Source organism: Enterobacter cloacae complex sp. IR5402, from assembly GCF_049238125.1.
Classification (GTDB): Bacteria; Pseudomonadota; Gammaproteobacteria; order Enterobacterales; family Enterobacteriaceae; genus Enterobacter; species Enterobacter hormaechei_C.
The window spans coordinates 99,085-118,679 of the sequence record NZ_JBMKHO010000011.1; the positions used below are offsets into that span (position 1 = coordinate 99,085).

Genomic DNA, 19,595 nt, shown 5'->3' on the forward strand with positions numbered 1-19,595 from the left:
GCTTTCCCGTCAGCTGCTTAACGCAGGTTAACCAGCGTGTTAAGGATCTGATCCTGGGTTTTGATGGTCTGCGCGTTGGACTGGTAGTTACGTTGCGCGACGATCATGTTCACCAGCTCTTTACTCAGATCGACGTTAGAGGCTTCCAGCGCGCCGTTGGTCAGCGTGCCGAAGTTACCGGAACCCGCAGTACCCAGCAGGGCAACACCGGAAGACTGCGTGGCAGACCAGACGTTGTCCCCTTCGGATTTCAGGCCTTCGTTGTTGGCGAAGTTTGCCAGCACGATCTGGCCCAGCACCTGGGTCTGTTCGTTCGAATAGTTACCGACAACGGTACCGTCATCGTTGATCTGGTAGCTCACCAGATCGCCCGGCTTATAACCGTTCTGGCTCGTCGCCACGATGTTGTTCGCACCGGTATTCTGTTGCATGGAGTTGGCGAAACTCATGTCAAACGTGGCTGGCGTCGCGCCCGGAACGGTGCCCGTAGTGATCTTGATATCATCGCCACCCGTCAGCACGCCGCTCGCGTTAAAGGTCAGCGTGGTTGCCAGTTTCGCGGCATCTCCTGCTACGCTGCCGTCCTGGGAATACACCTTCCAGGAGTTAGCTGGCGTCGCGTTTTTGACATAGAACAGGTTCATGTTGTGCGCATTACCCTGGCTGTCAAACACCGTCACGGTGCCTTTCTTGTTGTAAGAGTCAGGGTTGGCCGGGTCGAAGGCGACGGTTGGTGCGGTATCGGTGGAGTTCAGGTTGATCTGCTGAGAGGCCGTGGTGGTGGACTTCGCCGCCATCAGCGTCGTTGGGATGGAGATCGCCTGCGGATTCGCACCGGTTTGCACCGTAGGTGGCGTGCCGGCAACCGGATAACCGGTTAACTGAAGCCCCTGCATGTTCACCAGGTTACGGTTTTCATCCAGCTTGAACTGGCCGTTGCGGCTGTAGAATACGGAACCGTTGGCATCCACCATACGGAAGAAACCGTTCTGGCTGATGGCGACGTCCAGACCGCGACCGGTGTTGGTGGTCGTCCCGTCGGTGAAGTCCTGGGTGATACCCGCCACCTTCACGCCCAGGCCCACTTTAGAGCCTGCAAACATATCTGCAAAAGACGCAGAACCGGATTTAAAACCATAGGTCGCGGAGTTGGCGATGTTGTTGCCAATGACGTCCAGGTTGGTGGCCGCAGCATTCAGGCCGCTGACCGCTTGAGAAAAGGCCATGACTTACTCCTGATAAGTATGAAGGCTTAGATAATCTGCCGAACTTCGTCGAGTGTGGTGGTACCGGAGGTACCCAAATCCAGTTTGTTACCATCGCTACCTTTGATGACGCCCTGAACCAGGGCAAACTGTAGCGGCTGAGCCACCAGCTGAGTGGTGCCGTTGCTGGCGCTAATCGCAACCTGATACGAGCCGTTAGGCGCTTTAGTGCCGTCGGTCAGGCTGCCATCCCAGGTAAAGGTATGAACGCCCGCTTTAAGCTCGCCAATCTCAATCGTGCGCACCACGTTGCCGCTGGCGTCTTTGATGGTGGCGGTGACTTTGTCGGCCGGCTGCTGCAACTCAACGCCAAACGGCGTCGTGGTGGTGGTGGACGTGCCATCGGTGGTGCTGGTGCCCGCCAGAATCGTGGTCCCCGGGATCATCACCCCGTGCCCGATCAGGTTGGCGGCCTGCAAGGACTGGCTATTATCGATTTGACCGGAGACCGAGCCGAGCGTGGTGTTCAGTTTCTCAATGCCGCTGACGGTACTGATCTGCGCAAGCTGCGTGGTCAGTTCGTTGTTCTGCATCGGATTGGTCGGGTCCTGATTTTTCAGCTGCGCCACCAGCAGGGTCAGGAAGCTGCTCTGTAAATCGGAGGCATTGCTCCCGGTGAGAGAGCTGGAACCGGTCGCACTGCTGGTGCTATTGACGCCGGTATTTGTCGGGTCATTCACGTATACGGCGATGGACATGCGTGTCTCCTTTACTGGCCGAGAGTGAGTGTTTTGAGCATCATGCTCTTCACGGTATTAAGCACTTCGACGTTTGCCTGGTAGCTGCGCGACGCGGACATGGAGTTCACCATTTCCCCGACCACATCCACGTTCGGCATTTTCACGTAGCCGCTGGCATCCGCGAGCGGGTTGCCTGGCTCGTAAACCAGCTTGTCGGGTGCCTGGCTCTCAACCACGTCCGCCACTTTTACGCCGCCCGTTGCCGCACCCGGTGCAGCATCAACCTGGAAGACAACCTGTTTAGCGCGATACGGTTGCCCGTCAGGGCCGGTCACGCTGTCGGCGTTGGCCAGGTTACTGGCGGCCACGTTCAGTCGTTTAGACTGCGCCGTTAATGCCGAACCGGCGATATCAAAAATATTCAGCAAGGCCATTTACTAATTGCCCCCCTGTAGGACGGTCATCATGCCTTTAATTTGCCCGCCGAGTAGCGTCAGGCCTGTCTGGTATTGCAGGCTGTTATCGGCAAACTGTGTGCGCTCCCTGTCCATGTCGACGGTGTTACCATCAAGCGAGGGCTGATCGGGAATACGGTAAAGCAGGTCGGTCGTTGGCGCGGTCATCGCCTGAGCGGGAATATGACGTGAGGATGTCAGGGCCAGTGAGACACCCGTTCCTTCGGCACGTCCACGCTCCATCACTTTTTTGAGTTCACTGGAAAAATCAATATCGCGCGCCTGATACCCGGGGGTATCCGCGTTGGCGATATTGGCGGCTAAAATCTCCTGCCGCTGGGCGCGTAAATTGAGCGCTTCCTGCTGAAAACGTAACGCGGCGTCGAGTTTATCGAGCATGTCTCCTCCGCTGATGAGAAAATTTCAGTTCACAGCTTAAATCTCAAGGCGTCTCCCTTATCGACGGAATAAGCGCAAAATGCGTCGCTATTTGTTGCGTTGATGGAAAACCACTGCGGGTAGAATTTGCTTAATTCTGGACATGGTGGAACGTGCGATGCGGACTTTTAAACGTGGCCTGGCGGCGACCCTACTGCTTTTGAGCCCTCTGGTGCAGGCTGAGGGGTTAGAGGACCAGCTCAATGCATTCTTTGCGCAGAAGCTGGCCGGTTTCAGCGATGACGTACGCGTGACCGTGCGCACCCCGCCTAACCTTTACCCTTCCTGCGAAGCCCCGTCATTTAGCGTGACCGGCAGCACAAAGTTATGGGGTAACGTGAACGTGCTGGCGCGTTGCGCCAATGAAAAACGGTATTTACAGGTTGCGGTACAGGCGACGGGCAATTATGTTGTCGCCGCCGTTCCGATTCCGCGAGGCAGCCTGCTGCAACCTGACAGCGTAACGCTGAAGCGAGGCCGTCTGGATCAGCTTCCACCGCGGACGATGCTGGACATTAACCAGGCTCAGGAGGCGGTCAGCCTGCGCGATGTCGCCCCTGGACAGGCGATACAGCTATCCATGCTGCGCCAGGCATGGCGGGTGAAAGCGGGACAACAGGTGATGGTGGTCGCCAATGGCGAAGGCTTTAGTATCAACAGCGAAGGAAAAGCGCTGAATAATGCCGCAGTGGCGCAAAATGCCCGGGTCAGAATGTCCTCAGGCCAGGTGGTCAGCGGCACGGTCGGTCCTGATGGGAATATTCTGATTAACCTGTAATCTTTTTAAAGATTTCGCGGCGACTGCCGATAAATATTCAACAAATGATGATGTCAGGCGCAAACGCCGCGAACCCTCGATGAGGACAACACTATGAGCATTGATCGTACATCAGCCCTGAAGCCGGTTAGCACTGTACAACCTCGCGAAACGAATGAGGCTGCCCCGCAAAAAACGCGTCTGGAAAAAACGTCGACGGCTAACAGCACCAGCGTCACGCTGAGCGATGCGCAGTCGAAGCTGATGCAGCCAGGCAGCAGCGATATCAACATGGAACGTGTTGAAGCGCTGAAAACGGCTATCCGTAACGGCGAACTGAAAATGGATACCAGCAAAATCGCTGATGCGCTGATTCAGGACGCACAGAGTTTCCTCCAGAGTAACTAACCGTATGAGTCGACTGTCAGAAATACTGGATCAGATGACGGTGGTCCTGAACGACCTGAAAACGGTGATGGATGCCGAACAGCACCACCTCTCTTCTGGTCAAATCAACGGCAGCGCGTTGCAACGCATAACTGAAGATAAAAGCTCGCTGCTGGCGACCCTGGATTATCTGGAAAAACAGCGACGCGCTGAGCAAGACGCGAAACGCAGCGCCAATGATGAGATCAACGAACGCTGGCAGACCATTACAGAAAAAACCCAGCATCTTCGCGATCTCAACCAGCATAACGGCTGGCTGCTGGAAGGTCAGATTATCCGTAATCAGCAGGCGCTTGAGGTGTTAAAGCCCTATAAAGAGCCGGGGCTGTACGGTGCGGATGGTCAGACGGCCACGGCACGTATCACGGGCGGGAAAAAGATTTCGATTTGACGCAGTAGCGGCACGTCATGAAGCGGGGAGCACCTTCTGGTGAACTCCCCTTTTGACGTTTATACCGTGCGGCGGGTGAATTCTTTCACCTTGAAGCCAAGCACCGCCAGCGTGGCAAAGTACGCCACCACCCCGACCGCCACCACGGCCATCAGACGTATCAGGCGGTAAGGCATGGTGCCCTGCGCCCATTCAGGCATGACATACAACATGCCAACCAGCGCGGCCGCCATCACCACTACCGCGATCGCCAGACGCAGCAGGAAGCTTGCCCAGCCCGGCTGCGGTGTGAAGATATCCTGCTTGCGCAGCTGCCAGTACAGCAGCCCGGCGTTCAGACAGGCTGCCAGACCAATCGACAATGACAGCCCCGCGTGTTTCAGCGGTCCAATAAACGCGAGGTTCATCAGCTGCGTCATAATCAGCGTCACAATGGCAATCTTAACCGGCGTTTTGATGTCCTGACGTGAATAGAAACCGGGCGCAAGCACCTTCACGACGATCAGCCCCATCAGCCCCACCGAGTAGGCTACCAGTGCACGCTGGGTCATGGCGGCATCAAAGGCGGTGAATTTTCCATACTGGAACAACGACACCGTCAGCGGTTTTGCCAGGATCCCCAGCGCCACCGCGCTTGGCAATGCCAGCAGAAAACAGAGACGCAGTCCCCAGTCCATCAGGCGGCAGTATTCATCGTGGTTGCCGCTGGCGAAACTTTTCGACAGCGACGGCAGCAGAATAGTCCCCAGCGCCACGCCCAGCACCCCTGATGGAAACTCCATCAGACGATCGGCGTAGTACATCCAGGACACCGAGCCCGACACCAGGAAAGAGGCGAAGATGGTATTGATGATCAGCGAGATCTGGCTGACGGACACGCCGAGTATCGCCGGTCCCATCTGTTTAATAACGCGCATTGCGCCCGCATCTTTGAAACTAATGCGCGGCAGAACCAGCATGCCGATCTTTTTCAGGTGCGGAAGCTGGTAAGCAAGCTGTAACACCCCGCCGACGGTCACGGCCCAGGCCAGCGCCAGCACCGGTGGGTTAAAATGCGGCGCGGCGAACAGCGCAAAGCCAATCATGCTGACATTAAGGAACGTGGGGGCAAAGGCCGGCACGGAGAAGCGGTTCCAGGTATTCAGGATGGCACCCACCAGCGACGCCAGCGAAATCAGCAGAATATAGGGGAAGGTTATCCGCAGCAGTTGCGTCGTCAGGGCAAATTTATCCGCCGTGTCGGCAAAGCCCGGTGCCGTTACCATGATTACCCAGGGCGCTGCCAGCATGCCCAGGACGGTCACGATCGCCAGCGCCAGCGTCAGTAAACCGGAAACGTAAGCCACAAAGACGCGGGTGGCATCTTCGCCCTGCTTGCTTTTATATTCCGCAAGGATCGGGACAAATGCCTGTGAGAAAGCCCCTTCGGCAAAAATACGGCGCAGCAGGTTCGGCAGCTTGAACGCAACGAAAAAGGCGTCAGTCGCCATCCCTGCGCCAAAAACCCTTGCCACAATGGCATCGCGCGCAAAGCCAAGCACGCGGGAAAACATGGTCATCGAGCTGACGGCCGCCAGCGATTTTAATAAGTTCATTAACGTGAAGTTCCACAACCCTACGGATTTCCAGGACGGATAAGCGAAAGCGCCACCCGGCAAAGCCAACAAGCGGCGCTTAGTCTAACCGGATTTCAACGAATTACTATCGGCAGATGTTACAGCGAGTTATTCCGACATGGCTTCGCGCCAGAGTCGTTCCACGATGCGCTGCGCCAGAATGGCCTGCTCCCCGGACGTTTCAGGAACCGTCTGATTCTGCACGCAGGTGATGAAGTGACGCGCGCAGCCCACAAAGCCACGCTGTTCCAGGGTGCTCTGCCAGCCGGGAACGGGTAACGCAACCACGCCATTGCCCTTCTCTTCCCGCCACTCTCGCATATCGGTGACGTCATACAGCGCGCCATCCGTAACGGCCTGCACGGACTCGCGCTGGCTGCCCGCCCGACGATGCATGCTGGTCGTCACCTGCAAATGCTCAACGGCAAAATGATGTTCGGCGTAAACCATCTCACCCTGCTCGTTGGTCAACAGCGTGCCGCTTTGCAGCTGGGCTTTTCCGTTACTCAGCCACAGGGCCGTATCCACGACGTGGAGATAATCATCCAGCAGCGTGAAGCGCAGATCGCTCGGCCCCACGCTGTCGGTACGGTGCTTATCCATACGCAGAGAGGCGAACGAGCCGGACTGCGCTTTAAGCTGCTGATAGAGCGGCGCAAAACGGCGGTTGAAGCCGACCATCAGCGTCAGCTTTTTACGCGCGGCCAGCTCAATCAGTCGCTCAGCATCCTGTACATTTTCCGCCAGGGGTTTATCCACGCAGACGTGAACGCCTGCATTCAGCAACTCGCTCACCACCTGGTAGTGCGTCGCGGTTGAGGTATGCACAAATACCGCATCACATTCACGGGCTAAATCCTGTAGCGAACCGGCATAAGGGATGCGCCAGGTTTTGCAGATGCGCTCTGCTTTCTCGCGGGTGGGAGACCACGCCCCTTGCAGCGTCCAGTCTGACGCGGCGCCTAAAACGGGCAGCCAGGCTTTTTGCGCAATCCCTCCCAGCCCCACAACACCAATGCGTAATGTTGTCACGATTAATCTCCCAGATGTGCGAGTAACGCATCCAGACGCTGCTTCAGCGCGGCAACCTCGTCTTCCAGGGCTGCCACGCGCGCGGTCAGGCTTTCGTTTGATGCTGGCGTGTCGGATACGACGGCCAGCGCAGAGGGCTCCACGTCGCCGCTAAACAGGTGCATGTAGCGGCTTTCACGCTTGCCCGGTTCGCGGGGCAGACGCACCACGTAGGGACCGTCCTCGCGTGAGGCTAATCCCTCCAGCGTCTGTTCAACGTCCTGCATATCCTGAAACTCATGCATGCGGGAGGCGCGTGTGCGCAGTTCCCCCGGCGTCTGCGCCCCGCGCAGCAGCAACGTGGTGATAACAGCCACTTCCGCAGCGCTGAGTTTTAAATCGCCAAATTCAGAATTACAAAAGCGCTGTTCATATTTAGTGACGCGGTTACCGAAGCCGCTGACGGTGCGCAGGTAGTGGCGCTTCACCAGCTCATCAAGGATATCCTGCACCTCGTGCTCGCCAAGGTTCATCACCGGCTCACGGTTCGTCTTCTGGTTGCAGGCCATCGTGACGGCATTCACGGACAGAGGATACTGTTCCGGCGTGGTGACCTGCTTTTCCAGAAGGCAGCCGATCACGCGCGCTTCGGCGCCATTTAACTGATATTTCATCTTTTCTCCTTAACGACCCGCGGTCCACTCCTGTGTGGTGAGCGCGGTGAGCACATGGTCCCGCCACTCGCCGTCAATCAGCAGATAATCTTTGGCATAGCCTTCTTTCTCAAACCCCAGGCGGGCCAGCAGATCGCCGCTGCGCTTATTGTGCGGCATGTAGTTAGCCATAATGCGATGGATATGTTGCGTGCGCTGCATGTAGCGAATCGCCGCCGTCAGCGCCTCAAACATGAGCCCCTGTCCCTGCCATTTCTGGCCGATGGAATACCCGAGATAGCAGGCGTGAAACGACCCGCGTACCACGTTTGAAAAATTGGCAATGCCAACGATCTCTTTCTCTTCCGGATCGAGAAGCGCGAAATAAAACGCACTTCCCTGTTTATGAAATTCCGCAATCATACTGAGGCGCGCCTGCCAGCCAGAGGGGTAGCAGTGGCTCTCGTCCCGAACGGGTTCCCAGGGTTTTAAAAACTGGCGATTCTCGGCGTAATAATCCGCCAGACGCCAGGCATCACGCTCATGCACCAGACGAACGACCAGCCTGTCCGTCGTCAGACGCACTTTTGGCACATTACTGCGATAGCCAAACATCGTTACCACTCCTTCCCGTCGCTTCTGCTCTGCCTGTTAGCTTTACTATACCTGTGCCTGCGCCTTCTGTGAAAACAGTGACATACCATTTTGATCGCTTTTCACATTTTTCGATGAGAACTCTCTATCAAAGCACCTTTTTGATAAAAAAATATTGTCGCCAGCGGGTATGGGAAAAAGAGCGGCGACACCGCAGAATGTTAGCGTGCTCACCTTTTATTTTCCCTGGAGGGAAAATGTCCCGCGTATCACAGGCCAGGAGCCTGGGTAAATATTTCCTGCTCGTCGATAACATGCTGGTCGTGCTCGGCTTTTTTGTCGTTTTTCCGCTTATATCAATTCGTTTTGTCGATCAAATGGGCTGGGCGGCATTGATGGTCGGGATCGCGCTGGGTCTACGCCAGTTTGTACAACAGGGTCTGGGCGTGTTTGGCGGCGCAATAGCTGACCGCTTCGGCGCGAAACCGATGATCGTCACCGGCATGCTGTTACGTGCGGCGGGATTCGCCACCATGGCAATCGCTCATGAACCCTGGCTGCTGTGGTTCTCCTGTTTCCTTTCCGGGATTGGCGGCACCCTTTTCGACCCACCGCGTACCGCGCTGGTGGTTAAGCTTATCCGTCCGCAACATCGGGGGCGCTTCTTCTCGATTTTGATGATGCAGGACAGCGCTGGCGCGGTAGTGGGCGCCCTGCTGGGAAGCTGGCTGCTGCAATACGATTTCCGCCTGGTTTGCGCCACCGGCGCGGTGTTGTTTATTCTCTGCGCGCTGTTTAACGGTCTGTTTCTGCCCGCATGGAAGCTGTCGACGGTGAAAGCACCTGTGCGGGAAGGGCTTGACCGTGTGTTGAGCGATAAACGCTTCGTCACCTATGTGTTAACCCTGACCGGCTACTACATGCTCGCCGTGCAGGTCATGCTGATGCTGCCCATTATGGTTAACGATATTGCCGGCACGCCGGCAGCGGTGAAATGGATGTATGCCATAGAGGCCTGCCTCTCACTGACTCTGCTCTATCCAATTGCCCGCTGGAGCGAGCGCCGTTTCCGGCTTGAGCACCGTCTGATGGCCGGGCTGTTGCTGATGACGCTGAGCATGATGCCCATCGGTCTGGTAAGTTCGCTTCAGCAGCTGTTTATGCTGATCTGCACCTTCTATATTGGCTCAATCATTGCCGAGCCAGCCCGTGAAACGCTGAGCGCGTCACTTGCCGACGCCCGGGCCCGGGGCAGCTACATGGGCTTCAGCCGTCTCGGGCTGGCGCTTGGCGGCGCGCTGGGTTACACCGGTGGCGGCTGGCTGTTTGATGCCGGAAAAGCGCTCCATCAGCCGGAGCTGCCGTGGGTCATGCTCGGCATGGTCGGCTTTATGACGCTGATTGCCCTCTGGTGGCAGTTCAGTGATAAACGCAGCACCCGCGGGATGCTGGAGCCTGGCGCCTGACCTCTTGCATTATCAGTTTTTTCTGCTGGTTTCTGTAGGATCACCCTGACATACTGGCGTATCAGGACAGATGCGCCGATTTTATGTTGAGGAACGCCATGAAAAAGATCGTTATTGCCGCTGCGTTAATTGTCAGTGGTCTGCTGGTGGGATGTAACCAGCTTACGCAGTACACCGTCAGTGAGCAGGAAATTAATCAGGCGCTGGAAAAACATAATAACTTTTCAAAAGATATCGGCGTGCCCGGCCTTGCGGATGCGCATATCGTCCTGACGAATCTCGCCAGCCAGATTGGTCGCGAGGAGCCTAACAAAGTCACCCTTTCCGGCGATGCCAGCCTCGATATGACCTCGCTCTTCGGCAATCAGAAAGCGGATATCAAGCTGAAGCTCAAGGCGCTGCCGGTCTTTAATAAAGAGAAAGGGGCAATTTTCCTGCAAGAGATGGAAATCGTCGATGCGGTTGTAACGCCGGATAAAATGAAACCGGTGCTGCAAACGCTGATGCCGTATCTCAACCAGTCGTTGCAGAACTACTTTAACCAACAGCCTGCCTATGTTCTGAGCGAAGACAAAAGCAAAGGTGAATCTCTGGCGAAAAAATATGCCAAAGGGATAGAGGTGAAACCGGGTGAAATCATCATCCCTTTCACCGACTAAATACTCCGGGCGCTCAGGCGCCCGTTTTTTTTAACGGAATAGTGTGCAAACGAAAACGTTTCCGCTTATGATTTGTGTCCGGCAAAAACAGCCATCTTATGACTGATCTCTTTCAAGCCGGAGCTTCCATGACTGTACAATCCCAGGTTCTCAAAATCCGCCGCCCAGACGACTGGCATATCCATCTTCGTGATGGCGACATGCTGAAAACCGTCGTGCCGTATACCAGCGAAATTTATGGCCGTGCGATTGTTATGCCTAACCTGGTTCCGCCAGTCACTACCGTCGAGGCCGCGATTGCCTATCGCCAGCGTATCCTTGACGCCGTTCCGGCCGGGCACGATTTTACCCCGTTGATGACCTGCTACCTGACGGACTCGCTGGATCCCAATGAGGTTGAGCGCGGGTTTAACGAAGGTGTGTTCACCGCCGCGAAGCTCTACCCGGCGAATGCCACCACCAACTCCAGCCATGGGGTGACCAGTATCGACGCCATCATGCCCGTTCTGGAGCGTATGCAAAAACTGGGCATGCCGCTGCTGGTGCACGGGGAAGTGACCCACGCTGACATTGATATTTTCGATCGCGAAGCACGTTTTATCGAAACGGTCATGGAGCCGCTGCGCCAGCGTCTTCCGGGGCTGAAAGTGGTGTTTGAACACATTACGACTAAAGATGCCGCAGAGTATGTCCGGGATGGAAACGAGCTGATTGCCGCCACCATCACCCCGCAGCACCTGATGTTTAACCGTAACCACATGCTGGTGGGCGGCGTTCGCCCACATCTGTATTGTCTGCCGATCCTCAAGCGCAACATCCACCAGCAGGCGCTACGTGAGCTGGTCGCCAGCGGCTTCCCGCGCGCGTTCCTCGGCACAGATTCCGCCCCGCATGCCCGTCACCGTAAAGAGGCGAGTTGCGGCTGTGCAGGCTGCTTTAACGCCCCGACCGCCCTGGCAAGTTACGCAACCGTGTTTGAAGAGATGAATGCGTTAGACCATTTCGAAGCCTTCTGCTCCCTTAACGGCCCGCGTTTCTACGGTCTGCCGATCAATGACACGTTCATTGAGCTGGAGCGCAAAGAAAGCCAGGTTGAAGCGTCGATTGCGCTCACCGACGATACGCTGATCCCCTTCCTGGCCGGTGAAACCGTAAACTGGACGGTAAAACGCTAAAAAAGTGTCGCCCCCTGTTGTCAAACCGACAATATAACTGTATAAATAAACAGTATATTACACAGGGGGCATTTATGCGTATTGAAGTCACCATTGCCAAATCCACCGTCCTGCCTGCTGGCGCACTCGACGCTCTGGCGGGTGAACTATCCCGACGTATTAACAGCACTTTTCCTGAAAACGATGGCGCCGTAACGGTACGTTATGCGACAGCAAACCATCTTTCCGTCATCGGCGGTGCGAAAGAAGACAAAGAACGCATCAGCGAAATTTTGCAGGAAACATGGGAAAGCGCCGACGACTGGTTCATCACTGATTAAAATTTGCTCCCTCATTGTGTTTTTTGCCGGGTCGCCCCGGCTTTTTTTCGTTTCGTCTCCTGAAAGTTCAAAATATTTCAGCATCTTCTTAGAAAATCGTGAACAAGATGGCGTTTTATTGCTCGAACAATCCTAAAAAGCAGAAAAATGTGTTGCTACCCGTTTATTTTTTCCTGCTGAACCCTTATTAATTGATATACTGAAATTGCTTTCAGAAAAACATGCATTGAACCTCAAAGTCGTTGTCTTCTAACACGCATTAAGGGGGTTATAATGGAAAAGAATAGTGAAGTGATCCAGACCCATCCGCTTGTTGGCTGGGATATCAGCACCGTAGACAGCTACGATGCGCTGATGCTGCGTTTGCACTACCAGACCCCAAATCAGCTAAACCGTGATGAAGCGGAAGTTGGACAGACGCTGTGGCTTACAACAGACGTCGCCCGTCAGTTTATCTCTATTTTGGAAGCAGGCATCGCAAAAATAGAATCTGGCGAATACCAGGAAAATGAGTATAAACGGCATTAAACTTATGCCTCTTCACTCAACAGGCACCCTCGCGGTGCCTTATTTATTTCGTTCTTGTATAAGCCTACATAGTTAATTACTCTGCTAACAAAGCGTTAGTAAAGAGAAGCCTATGAAATACGATTTGATCATTATCGGAAGCGGCTCCGTAGGATCTGCCGCCGGTTATTACGCCACGCAGGCGGGTCTGAATGTGCTGATGATTGACGCCCATCGTCCCCCCCACTCTGAAGGAAGCCATCACGGCGATACCCGTCTGATCCGTCACGCTTATGGCGAAGGTGAGCGCTATGTACCGCTGGTGCTTCGGGCTCAGACGCTGTGGGATGAGTTGGCCGCCCTCACTGAAGAACGCATTTTTGAGCGCACCGGGGTCGTTAACCTGGGGCCAGCCAGCTCCACGTTTCTGGCGACCGTCGAGGAGAGCGCGAAAGCCTACCGCCTGGACGTCGAACGTCTGGATGCGAACGGCATCATGGCGCGCTGGCCGGAAATTTCTGTCCCTGAAGACTACATTGGGTTGTTTGAAGCCAACTCTGGCGTACTGCACAGCGAAACGGCCATTAAGACCTGGATTGATCTCGCCGCCAAAGCGGGCTGCGCACAGTTGTTTAACTGTCCGGTCACGGGCATCACCCACCATGCCGGGGGTTCAACCGTCACCACGTCTGAAGGTGATTATACCGCCACGCGTCTGCTGGTGAGTGCGGGAACGTGGGTGACGAAACTGCTGCCGGACCTGCCCATCCAGCCGGTGCGCAAAGTCTTCTCCTGGTTCCAGTCTGACGGGCGTTACAGCAGTCAGAACAAATTCCCGGCGTTTACAGGCGAGTTACCTAATGGCGACCAGTTCTACGGTTTCCCCTCGGAAAAAGACGCGCTCAAGATTGGCAAACATAACGGCGGGCAGGTAATTTCCTCTGCGGAAGAACGCAAACCGTACGGAGCTTATCCGCAGGATGGTTCCGAAGCCTTCACGTTCCTGCGTAATATCCTGCCGGGCGTAGGCGGGTTGCTTTACGGCGCAGCGTGCACCTACGACAACACCCCGGATGAAGACTTTATCATCGACACCCTGCCGGGGCACGACAACACCCTGCTCGTAACCGGGCTCAGCGGTCACGGGTTTAAATTTGCCTCTGTGTTAGGTGAAATCGCCGCCCAGTTTGCTCAGGGGAAAGCGCCTTCGTTTGATCTCAAGCCCTTCGCGCTCTCGCGCTTTGATCGATAATACCTCTTCAGGCTCCGAGTAACCGGGGCCTGTTTAGCGAGAGGGGCATGATGCGCAGACTGGTGAATTACCTTATCAATAACATCCGCGAGCATTTCATGCTCTACATTGTTCTCTGGTCGCTACTGGCGATCATTGACGTTATCTATATTGTATTCTTCTGAACATTCTCGCTGACGTTTATTGACACTCCTTTAAATTTATTTAAGTTATATTTTTTAAAAAACGTCGCCTCAAATTTATTGAACGAAGCGATTGAAATACATTGCGCAAACACATTCAAATTCGCTGAAATAAATTAAATAAAATACATTATTCATTTTTTTCAGTTGCATTATTTATTTAACCCGTCCATTTTTATTGCTCAGTCATTTGAGAACGGAAATTCATATGCAATGGCGTAACTCCTCCCGTCGCTACGGAATAATATCCATGTGTTTACACTGGCTATTTGCAATTGCCGTCTATGCCATGTTTGGTCTCGGCCTCTGGATGGTGACATTAAGCTATTATGACGGTTGGTATCATCAGGCCCCCGAATTGCACAAAAGCATTGGGGTTCTGCTGATGATGGGTCTGGTTTTTCGCGTGATCTGGCGACATATCTCTCCGCCCCCTCCTGCGCCCAAAAGCCATGGCCGACTTACCCGCATAAGCGCTGTTGGCGCGCATATCGCACTCTATGCCCTGCTGTTCGCCATTCTGATCAGCGGCTATCTCATTTCGACCGCAGACGGCAAACCGATCAGCGTATTTGGGCTTTTTGATGTCCCAGCCACGCTGGCTGACGCCGGTTCACAGGCTGACACCGCAGGTGTGGTTCATTTGTGGCTGGCATGGAGCGTAGTGATCCTGTCTGTCCTGCATGGCCTTGCGGCCCTGAAACACCACTTTATTGATAAAGACGATACGCTGAAGCGCATGCTTGGCCGTTCGTCAGTTGACTCTGGAGCATAAAATGAAAAAACGCCTGTTGGGTATCGCATTAGGTTCGCTGTTATTTACTACCGGTTCGGCCCTGGCCGCCGACTATAAAATTGATAAAGAGGGCCAGCATGCCTTCGTCAATTTCCGTATTCAGCATCTGGGTTACAGCTGGTTATATGGCACGTTCAATGATTTCGATGGCACATTTACTTTCGACGAGAAAAACCCTGCTGCCGATAAAGTGAACGTCACCATTAATACCAACAGCGTCGACACTAATCACGCCGAGCGTGATAAACATCTGCGCAGCGCTGAATTCCTGAACGTGGGCAAATTCCCGCAAGCTACTTTCGCGTCGACAGAGGTGAAGAAAGATGGTGATAAACTCGCTATTACCGGTAATCTCACGCTGAACGGCGTAACAAAACCGGTCACACTGGATGCCAAATTAATTGGACAGGGTGACGATCCATGGGGCGGAAAACGTGCTGGCTTTGAAGCCGCAGGCAAAATTCCTCTGAAAGATTTTAATATCACCACGGATTTAGGCCCGGCATCGCAGGATGTAGAGCTGATTATTTCGGTGGAAGGCGTTCAGCAGAAGTCATAAAACAGGCCCGGCAGGCTTGTGAGCCGCCGGGCAGTGTTTTACTCCGGGTCCGGAATACCCAGTTTGGTATTCAGTCGGCCCCGGGATTTATTAAAGATCTTATTCCCGTTCTCGCGTCCGGCACGGCGACGACGTTGCTCTTCTTCAGGCAACATACTCTCTTCACTGCACAGCTCGCTACAGCAGCCATTAAACTTCTCGGCACATGCAGGGCACTGAATAAACAGCAGATGACACCCGTCGTTTTTGCAGTTGGTATGCGTATCGCACGGTGTTCCGCACTGGTGACAGTGCGCGATCACGTCCTCTGAAATTCGCTCGCCCATACGCTCATCAAACACAAAGTTCTTACCGATAAAACGCACCGGTAAACCCTGCTCACGGGCGCGGCGGGCATACTCGATAATCCCACCCTCAATGTGCCAGACTTTATTAAACCCGTTGTGCTTCATCCAGGCGCTGGCTTTTTCACAGCGGATCCCCCCGGTACAGTACATCACGATCTTTTTGTCTTTATGCTCCTGCATCATCTCAACCGCTTTCGGCAGTTGCTCGCGGAAGGTGTCGGCAGGAATTTCCATCGCATTTTCGAAGTGCCCCACTTCATATTCGTAGTGGTTACGCATATCGATGAACACCGCATCCGGATCGTCGAGCATCGCGTTCACTTCAGCGGCCTTCAGGTATTCCCCCACATTAGCAGCATTGAAGCTCGGATCGTCAATGCCATCCGCCACAATACGCTCGCGCACCTTCATGCGCAGCACCCAGAATGATTTACCGTCATCATCCAACGCAATATTCAGGCGTAAGCCGTTAAGCGCCGGATCAAACCCGTAAAGGAGATCGCGGAAGGCGCTGACCTTGCTTTCCGGCACGCTGATCTGCGCGTTAATCCCCTCACGCGCCAGATAGACGCGACCAAACACGTTCAGGGCGGTGAAAGCCTGGTAAAGCGCATCGCGGGTCGCCTGTGGATCGTCGATGGTGAAATACTTATAGAAAGAGATCGTTGTGCGCGGTTCGGTTTCGGCCAACATACGCGCTTTCAACATCTCATTCGAAACGCGGTTGTGTAACACTGGCATGGTGTACAAGTCCTGCAATCGTTGAGAAATAAAAATCGGTCGGCATGATATAGCAAACAAAGACAATTTACATCCACACAATTTACGCTACATTTCAGTCAATCTGATTAATCAGACTTAACATTTGCATATTCTTTCATGTTTCGATGACAGACATTTTGGCTATGCCTTAAAAAATGAGACAATAGCCTTTCAGGACGTTAGAACACAGGACAGACATGACCCAGTTACCGAAATTTACTGCCGCGCTTTTGCATCCCCGCTATTGGTTAACATGGTCAGGCATTGGCTTGTTGTGGCTAATTGTACAGCTGCCTTATCCCGTCATTTTCCGCATGGGTAAAGGGCTGGGTCGCATTGCTCAGCAGTTTATGAAGCGTCGCGCCAGGATCGCGTATCGCAACCTTGAGCTTTGCTTTCCTCAGATGAGTGAATCTGAGCGCCACGACATGGTGGTTAAAAACTTCGAATCTGTCGGCATGGGGCTGATGGAGACCGGTATGGCCTGGTTCTGGTCGGATAAGCGCATGGCGCGCTGGACGGAAGTGGCCGGGACCGGCATGGAGCCAGTGCATACTCTTCAGGCCAACCAGACTGGCGTCCTGCTGATTGGCGTTCATTTTCTGACGCTCGAAATTGGCGCACGCATGTTCGGCATGCAGGCGCCCGGTATTGGCGTTTATCGTCCTAACGATAATCCGGTGATCGATTTGATCCAGACCAACGGACGTATGCGCTCCAATAAAAGCATGATCGACCGAAAAGACCTGAAAGGGATGATCCGCGCCCTGAAATCAGGTGAAGTGGTCTGGTACGCTCCGGATCATGACTATGGCCCGCAATCCAGCGTGTTTGTTCCGTTCTTTGCGGTGGAAGATGCAGCGACGACCACCGGGACCTGGATGCTGGCGCGAATGTCCAAAGCGGCTATCGTGCCGTTTGTACCGCGCCGTAAACCAGACGGTTCAGGCTATCAGCTCATCATGCTGGAGCCGGAGCTCGCGCCACCGCTGATTGATGCGGAAACCACCGCCCGCTGGATGAACGGCGTTGTCGAGAAATGCATTATGCTCGCCCCGGAGCAGTACATGTGGCTGCATCGCCGCTTTAAAACCCGGCCTCAGGGCGTACCTTCACGTTATTAACCTGCGTGCGGCCATCCGGGCCGCATGTTGTTTTAGCTTTAAAAGCTCCCCGTCATTGCGGCAATCATACCCCGGGCGCATAATTAGCAGGCTTATTACCTCACTGGTCACGGTGCCCTGCACCTCATTATGCGGATAGTTATGTCCCCCACAGATGCTCCCATAAACTGGAAACGTAACCTGACGGTTGCGTGGCTGGGTTGTTTTCTTACTGGCGCCGCCTTTAGCCTGGTGATGCCTTTCCTGCCCCTCTACGTTGAGCAGCTCGGCGTCACCGGACATAGCGCCCTGAATATGTGGTCCGGCCTGGTGTTCAGCATTACGTTCCTGTTCTCCGCCATTGCGTCGCCTTTCTGGGGTGGGCTGGCGGATCGCAAAGGCCGCAAAATTATGCTGCTGCGCTCCGCGCTCGGCATGGCGATCATTATGCTGCTGATGGGGATGGCGGAGAACGTCTGGCAGTTCCTGATATTACGCGCACTCCTGGGTCTGCTCGGGGGATTTATCCCTAACGCCAACGCCCTGATCGCCACCCAAATCCCGCGCCAGAAAAGCGGCTGGGCGTTGGGCACGCTCTCCACTGGCGGCGTAAGTGGCGCACTGCTGGGCCCGCTGGCGGGCGGGCTGCTGGCCGACCACTACGGACTGCGGCCGGTATTCTTCATTACCGCCAGCGTGCTGTTCCTCTGCTTCCTGGTGACGCTTATCTGTATCCGGGAGAATTTCACGCCGGTAGCCAAAAAAGAGATGCTGCACGCCCGGGATGTGCTGGCCTCGCTGAAAAACCCAAAGCTGGTGCTGAGTCTGTTTGTGACTACCATGATTATCCAGGTGGCCACCGGTTCAATCGCGCCTATTCTGACGCTCTATGTCCGCGATCTGGCGGGAAACGTCAGCAATATCGCCTTTATCAGCGGCCTGATCGCCTCTGTTCCCGGCGTGGCGGCGCTAATGAGCGCGCCGCGGCTCGGCAAGCTGGGAGACCGTATCGGCCCGGAAAAGATCCTGATCTGCGCCCTGATCGTCTCCGTCCTGCTGCTGATCCCCATGGCGATGGTGCAGTCTCCCTGGCAGCTCGGCGTCCTGCGCTTCCTGCTGGGGGCTGCCGATGGCGCACTGCTCCCGGCCGTGCAGACGCTGCTGGTCTATAATTCCACCAACCAGATAGCCGGTCGTATTTTCAGCTATAACCAGTCGTTTCGCGATCTGGGTAACGTCACCGGGCCGCTGGTCGGTGCGGGGATTTCAGCCAGTTTCGGTTTCCGGGCGGTCTTTATCGTGACGGCAGGCGTCGTGCTGTTCAACGCCGTTTATTCGTGGCTCAGCTTATCCCGGGCGCTACGCCCGGGGCGAATAAGACAACATCGTGACGGCTAATTTTCGCATTCATACTTGCAAAATCACATAATCAGCTATTCTTTCCCTGAATACCTTCACGAAAAACAGGGAGACACCAATGACCATGTACGCCACGCTGGAAGAAGCAATTGATGCCGCTCGCGAAGAGTTCCTCGCCGATAATCCCGGCATTGAGGAAGAAGATGCTGACGTGCAACAACTCAATATCCAAAAATACGTCCTACAGGACGGCGATATTATGTGGCAGGCCGAATTCTTTGCTGATGAAGGTGAAGATGGTGAATGTCTGCCGATACTGAGTGGTGAAGGAGCACAGGCGGTATTCGACGGCGACTATGACGAAATTGAGTTACGTCAGGAGTGGCTGGAAGAAAATACGCTGCACGAATGGGACGAAGGCGAGTTTCAGCTCGAACCGCCGCTGGATACCGAAGAGGGTCAGGCCGCAGCGGACGAATGGGACGAGCGATGAGCTCCCGTTACTCGTAAGGGCCGTGACTGGCATCAATGGGCAGCAGCAGCGTGTCGAAAATCAGCGAAAACGGCAGATCGAGTACGGTGAGATAGCGCCATGCGGAATCGCGAACGTCCCACTGTACGCCGGGGTAGTATTGATTCCCGTGGCCCTGCCCGGGGATGGTGCGGCTGATAATGCTGCCGCAGCCGCTGAGCAGGCATGCCATCATGACGACAATGATTACTTTCATGTCTGACCTCTAAAAAAATACCGGCGATTAAGCCGGTATTTCATTTGGCGGGTGGCGCTTCGCTTACCCGCCC

The 19,595-nt window shown here is 54.7% G+C and carries 25 protein-coding genes; 15 read left to right on the forward strand and 10 right to left on the reverse strand.

What is annotated here, in order from left to right:
- Positions 1–17: 17 nt before the first annotated feature.
- The 4 genes from flgE to flgB are packed head-to-tail and all read right to left on the reverse strand — an operon-like array spanning position 18 to position 2,799.
- Positions 18–1,226: a flagellar hook protein FlgE gene (gene flgE, locus ACOTXL_RS17600; RefSeq protein WP_003857992.1), complete on the reverse strand. Its 1,209-nt coding sequence runs from the start codon at positions 1,224–1,226 to the stop codon at positions 18–20.
- Between the two features lie 26 nt (positions 1,227–1,252).
- Positions 1,253–1,963 (reverse strand): flagellar hook assembly protein FlgD, encoded by a 711-nt coding sequence (gene flgD / locus ACOTXL_RS17605; RefSeq protein ID WP_045350119.1) that lies wholly within the window; start codon positions 1,961–1,963, stop codon positions 1,253–1,255.
- A gap of 11 nt (positions 1,964–1,974) precedes the next feature.
- Complete coding sequence (gene flgC / locus ACOTXL_RS17610) at positions 1,975–2,379, reverse strand: flagellar basal body rod protein FlgC (protein WP_003857997.1); 405 nt, start codon at positions 2,377–2,379, stop codon at positions 1,975–1,977.
- Positions 2,380–2,382: 3 nt separating this feature from the next.
- A complete protein-coding gene (gene flgB, locus ACOTXL_RS17615; RefSeq protein ID WP_003857999.1) occupies positions 2,383–2,799 on the reverse strand; it encodes a flagellar basal body rod protein FlgB in 417 nt (138 codons plus the stop codon).
- Between the two features lie 157 nt (positions 2,800–2,956).
- Here flgB and flgA point away from each other — a divergent pair, with 157 nt between their 5' ends.
- From flgA to flgN, 3 genes are all read left to right on the forward strand, one after another.
- Positions 2,957–3,616 carry a flagellar basal body P-ring formation chaperone FlgA gene (gene flgA / locus ACOTXL_RS17620; RefSeq protein ID WP_003858001.1) on the forward strand — a complete coding sequence of 220 codons (660 nt, stop codon included), beginning with the start codon at positions 2,957–2,959 and terminating at the stop codon, positions 3,614–3,616.
- Positions 3,617–3,709: 93 nt separating this feature from the next.
- Positions 3,710–4,003 (forward strand): flagellar biosynthesis anti-sigma factor FlgM, encoded by a 294-nt coding sequence (gene flgM / locus ACOTXL_RS17625; RefSeq protein WP_003858002.1) that lies wholly within the window; start codon positions 3,710–3,712, stop codon positions 4,001–4,003.
- Positions 4,004–4,007: 4 nt separating this feature from the next.
- Positions 4,008–4,433, forward strand: a complete 426-nt coding sequence (flgN, locus tag ACOTXL_RS17630) for a flagella biosynthesis chaperone FlgN (RefSeq protein WP_003858003.1) — start codon at positions 4,008–4,010, stop codon at positions 4,431–4,433.
- A 59-nt stretch (positions 4,434–4,492) separates the two neighbouring features.
- Here the strand turns inward: flgN and murJ are convergent, their stop codons facing one another.
- The 4 genes from murJ to rimJ all read right to left on the reverse strand — a co-directional run bounded on the left by murJ (position 4,493) and on the right by rimJ (position 8,328).
- Positions 4,493–6,028, reverse strand: a complete 1,536-nt coding sequence (gene murJ / locus ACOTXL_RS17635) for a murein biosynthesis integral membrane protein MurJ (protein ID WP_045350122.1) — start codon at positions 6,026–6,028, stop codon at positions 4,493–4,495.
- 129 nt (positions 6,029–6,157) lie between these two features.
- Complete coding sequence (locus ACOTXL_RS17640; protein WP_032658019.1) at positions 6,158–7,081, reverse strand: Gfo/Idh/MocA family protein; 924 nt, start codon at positions 7,079–7,081, stop codon at positions 6,158–6,160.
- A gap of 2 nt (positions 7,082–7,083) precedes the next feature.
- Positions 7,084–7,734, reverse strand: a complete 651-nt coding sequence (locus ACOTXL_RS17645; RefSeq protein WP_045350125.1) for a YceH family protein — start codon at positions 7,732–7,734, stop codon at positions 7,084–7,086.
- Between the two features lie 9 nt (positions 7,735–7,743).
- The gene (rimJ, locus tag ACOTXL_RS17650) at positions 7,744–8,328 is read right to left on the reverse strand and encodes a ribosomal protein S5-alanine N-acetyltransferase (RefSeq protein ID WP_003858007.1); all 585 of its coding nucleotides are present in this window, start codon (positions 8,326–8,328) and stop codon (positions 7,744–7,746) included.
- Between the two features lie 236 nt (positions 8,329–8,564).
- Between rimJ and mdtH the strand changes: the two genes are divergently transcribed.
- From mdtH to ACOTXL_RS17695, 9 genes are all read left to right on the forward strand, one after another.
- The gene (gene mdtH, locus ACOTXL_RS17655; protein ID WP_003858008.1) at positions 8,565–9,773 is read left to right on the forward strand and encodes a multidrug efflux MFS transporter MdtH; all 1,209 of its coding nucleotides are present in this window, start codon (positions 8,565–8,567) and stop codon (positions 9,771–9,773) included.
- A 98-nt stretch (positions 9,774–9,871) separates the two neighbouring features.
- Complete coding sequence (locus ACOTXL_RS17660; protein ID WP_023305855.1) at positions 9,872–10,432, forward strand: lipoprotein; 561 nt, start codon at positions 9,872–9,874, stop codon at positions 10,430–10,432.
- 128 nt (positions 10,433–10,560) lie between these two features.
- On the forward strand, positions 10,561–11,607 hold the full coding sequence (gene pyrC, locus ACOTXL_RS17665; RefSeq protein ID WP_023315804.1) for a dihydroorotase: 1,047 nt from the start codon (positions 10,561–10,563) through the stop codon (positions 11,605–11,607).
- 74 nt (positions 11,608–11,681) lie between these two features.
- On the forward strand, positions 11,682–11,927 hold the full coding sequence (gene dinI / locus ACOTXL_RS17670) for a DNA damage-inducible protein I (protein ID WP_003858011.1): 246 nt from the start codon (positions 11,682–11,684) through the stop codon (positions 11,925–11,927).
- A 273-nt stretch (positions 11,928–12,200) separates the two neighbouring features.
- On the forward strand, positions 12,201–12,455 hold the full coding sequence (gene bssS, locus ACOTXL_RS17675) for a biofilm formation regulator BssS (RefSeq protein WP_045350127.1): 255 nt from the start codon (positions 12,201–12,203) through the stop codon (positions 12,453–12,455).
- Positions 12,456–12,567: 112 nt separating this feature from the next.
- Positions 12,568–13,686 (forward strand): N-methyl-L-tryptophan oxidase, encoded by a 1,119-nt coding sequence (gene solA, locus ACOTXL_RS17680; protein WP_045350129.1) that lies wholly within the window; start codon positions 12,568–12,570, stop codon positions 13,684–13,686.
- Positions 13,687–13,736: 50 nt separating this feature from the next.
- Positions 13,737–13,850 carry a YceO family protein gene (locus ACOTXL_RS17685; RefSeq protein ID WP_003858014.1) on the forward strand — a complete coding sequence of 38 codons (114 nt, stop codon included), beginning with the start codon at positions 13,737–13,739 and terminating at the stop codon, positions 13,848–13,850.
- 226 nt (positions 13,851–14,076) lie between these two features.
- Positions 14,077–14,643, forward strand: a complete 567-nt coding sequence (locus ACOTXL_RS17690) for a cytochrome b (RefSeq protein WP_003858015.1) — start codon at positions 14,077–14,079, stop codon at positions 14,641–14,643.
- Between the two features lies 1 nt (position 14,644).
- Entirely contained in the window at positions 14,645–15,223 is a 579-nt protein-coding gene (locus ACOTXL_RS17695) for a YceI family protein (protein ID WP_045345707.1), read from the forward strand.
- Between the two features lie 38 nt (positions 15,224–15,261).
- Here ACOTXL_RS17695 and ACOTXL_RS17700 read toward each other — a convergent pair whose 3' ends face one another.
- Entirely contained in the window at positions 15,262–16,311 is a 1,050-nt protein-coding gene (locus tag ACOTXL_RS17700) for a rhodanese-related sulfurtransferase (protein WP_003858018.1), read from the reverse strand.
- A gap of 218 nt (positions 16,312–16,529) precedes the next feature.
- On the opposite strand from ACOTXL_RS17700, the gene ACOTXL_RS17705 reads away from it, so the two are divergent.
- The 3 genes from ACOTXL_RS17705 to ACOTXL_RS17715 all read left to right on the forward strand — a co-directional run bounded on the left by ACOTXL_RS17705 (position 16,530) and on the right by ACOTXL_RS17715 (position 19,287).
- Positions 16,530–17,456 (forward strand): Kdo(2)-lipid IV(A) acyltransferase, encoded by a 927-nt coding sequence (locus tag ACOTXL_RS17705; protein ID WP_003858019.1) that lies wholly within the window; start codon positions 16,530–16,532, stop codon positions 17,454–17,456.
- Between the two features lie 141 nt (positions 17,457–17,597).
- Positions 17,598–18,833 carry a multidrug efflux MFS transporter MdtG gene (mdtG, locus tag ACOTXL_RS17710; RefSeq protein ID WP_045345705.1) on the forward strand — a complete coding sequence of 412 codons (1,236 nt, stop codon included), beginning with the start codon at positions 17,598–17,600 and terminating at the stop codon, positions 18,831–18,833.
- Positions 18,834–18,912: 79 nt separating this feature from the next.
- On the forward strand, positions 18,913–19,287 hold the full coding sequence (locus ACOTXL_RS17715) for a MysB family protein (protein WP_003858026.1): 375 nt from the start codon (positions 18,913–18,915) through the stop codon (positions 19,285–19,287).
- A 7-nt stretch (positions 19,288–19,294) separates the two neighbouring features.
- Here the strand turns inward: ACOTXL_RS17715 and ACOTXL_RS17720 are convergent, their stop codons facing one another.
- The gene (locus ACOTXL_RS17720; RefSeq protein WP_003858030.1) at positions 19,295–19,522 is read right to left on the reverse strand and encodes a YceK/YidQ family lipoprotein; all 228 of its coding nucleotides are present in this window, start codon (positions 19,520–19,522) and stop codon (positions 19,295–19,297) included.
- Positions 19,523–19,595: the final 73 nt, after the last annotated feature.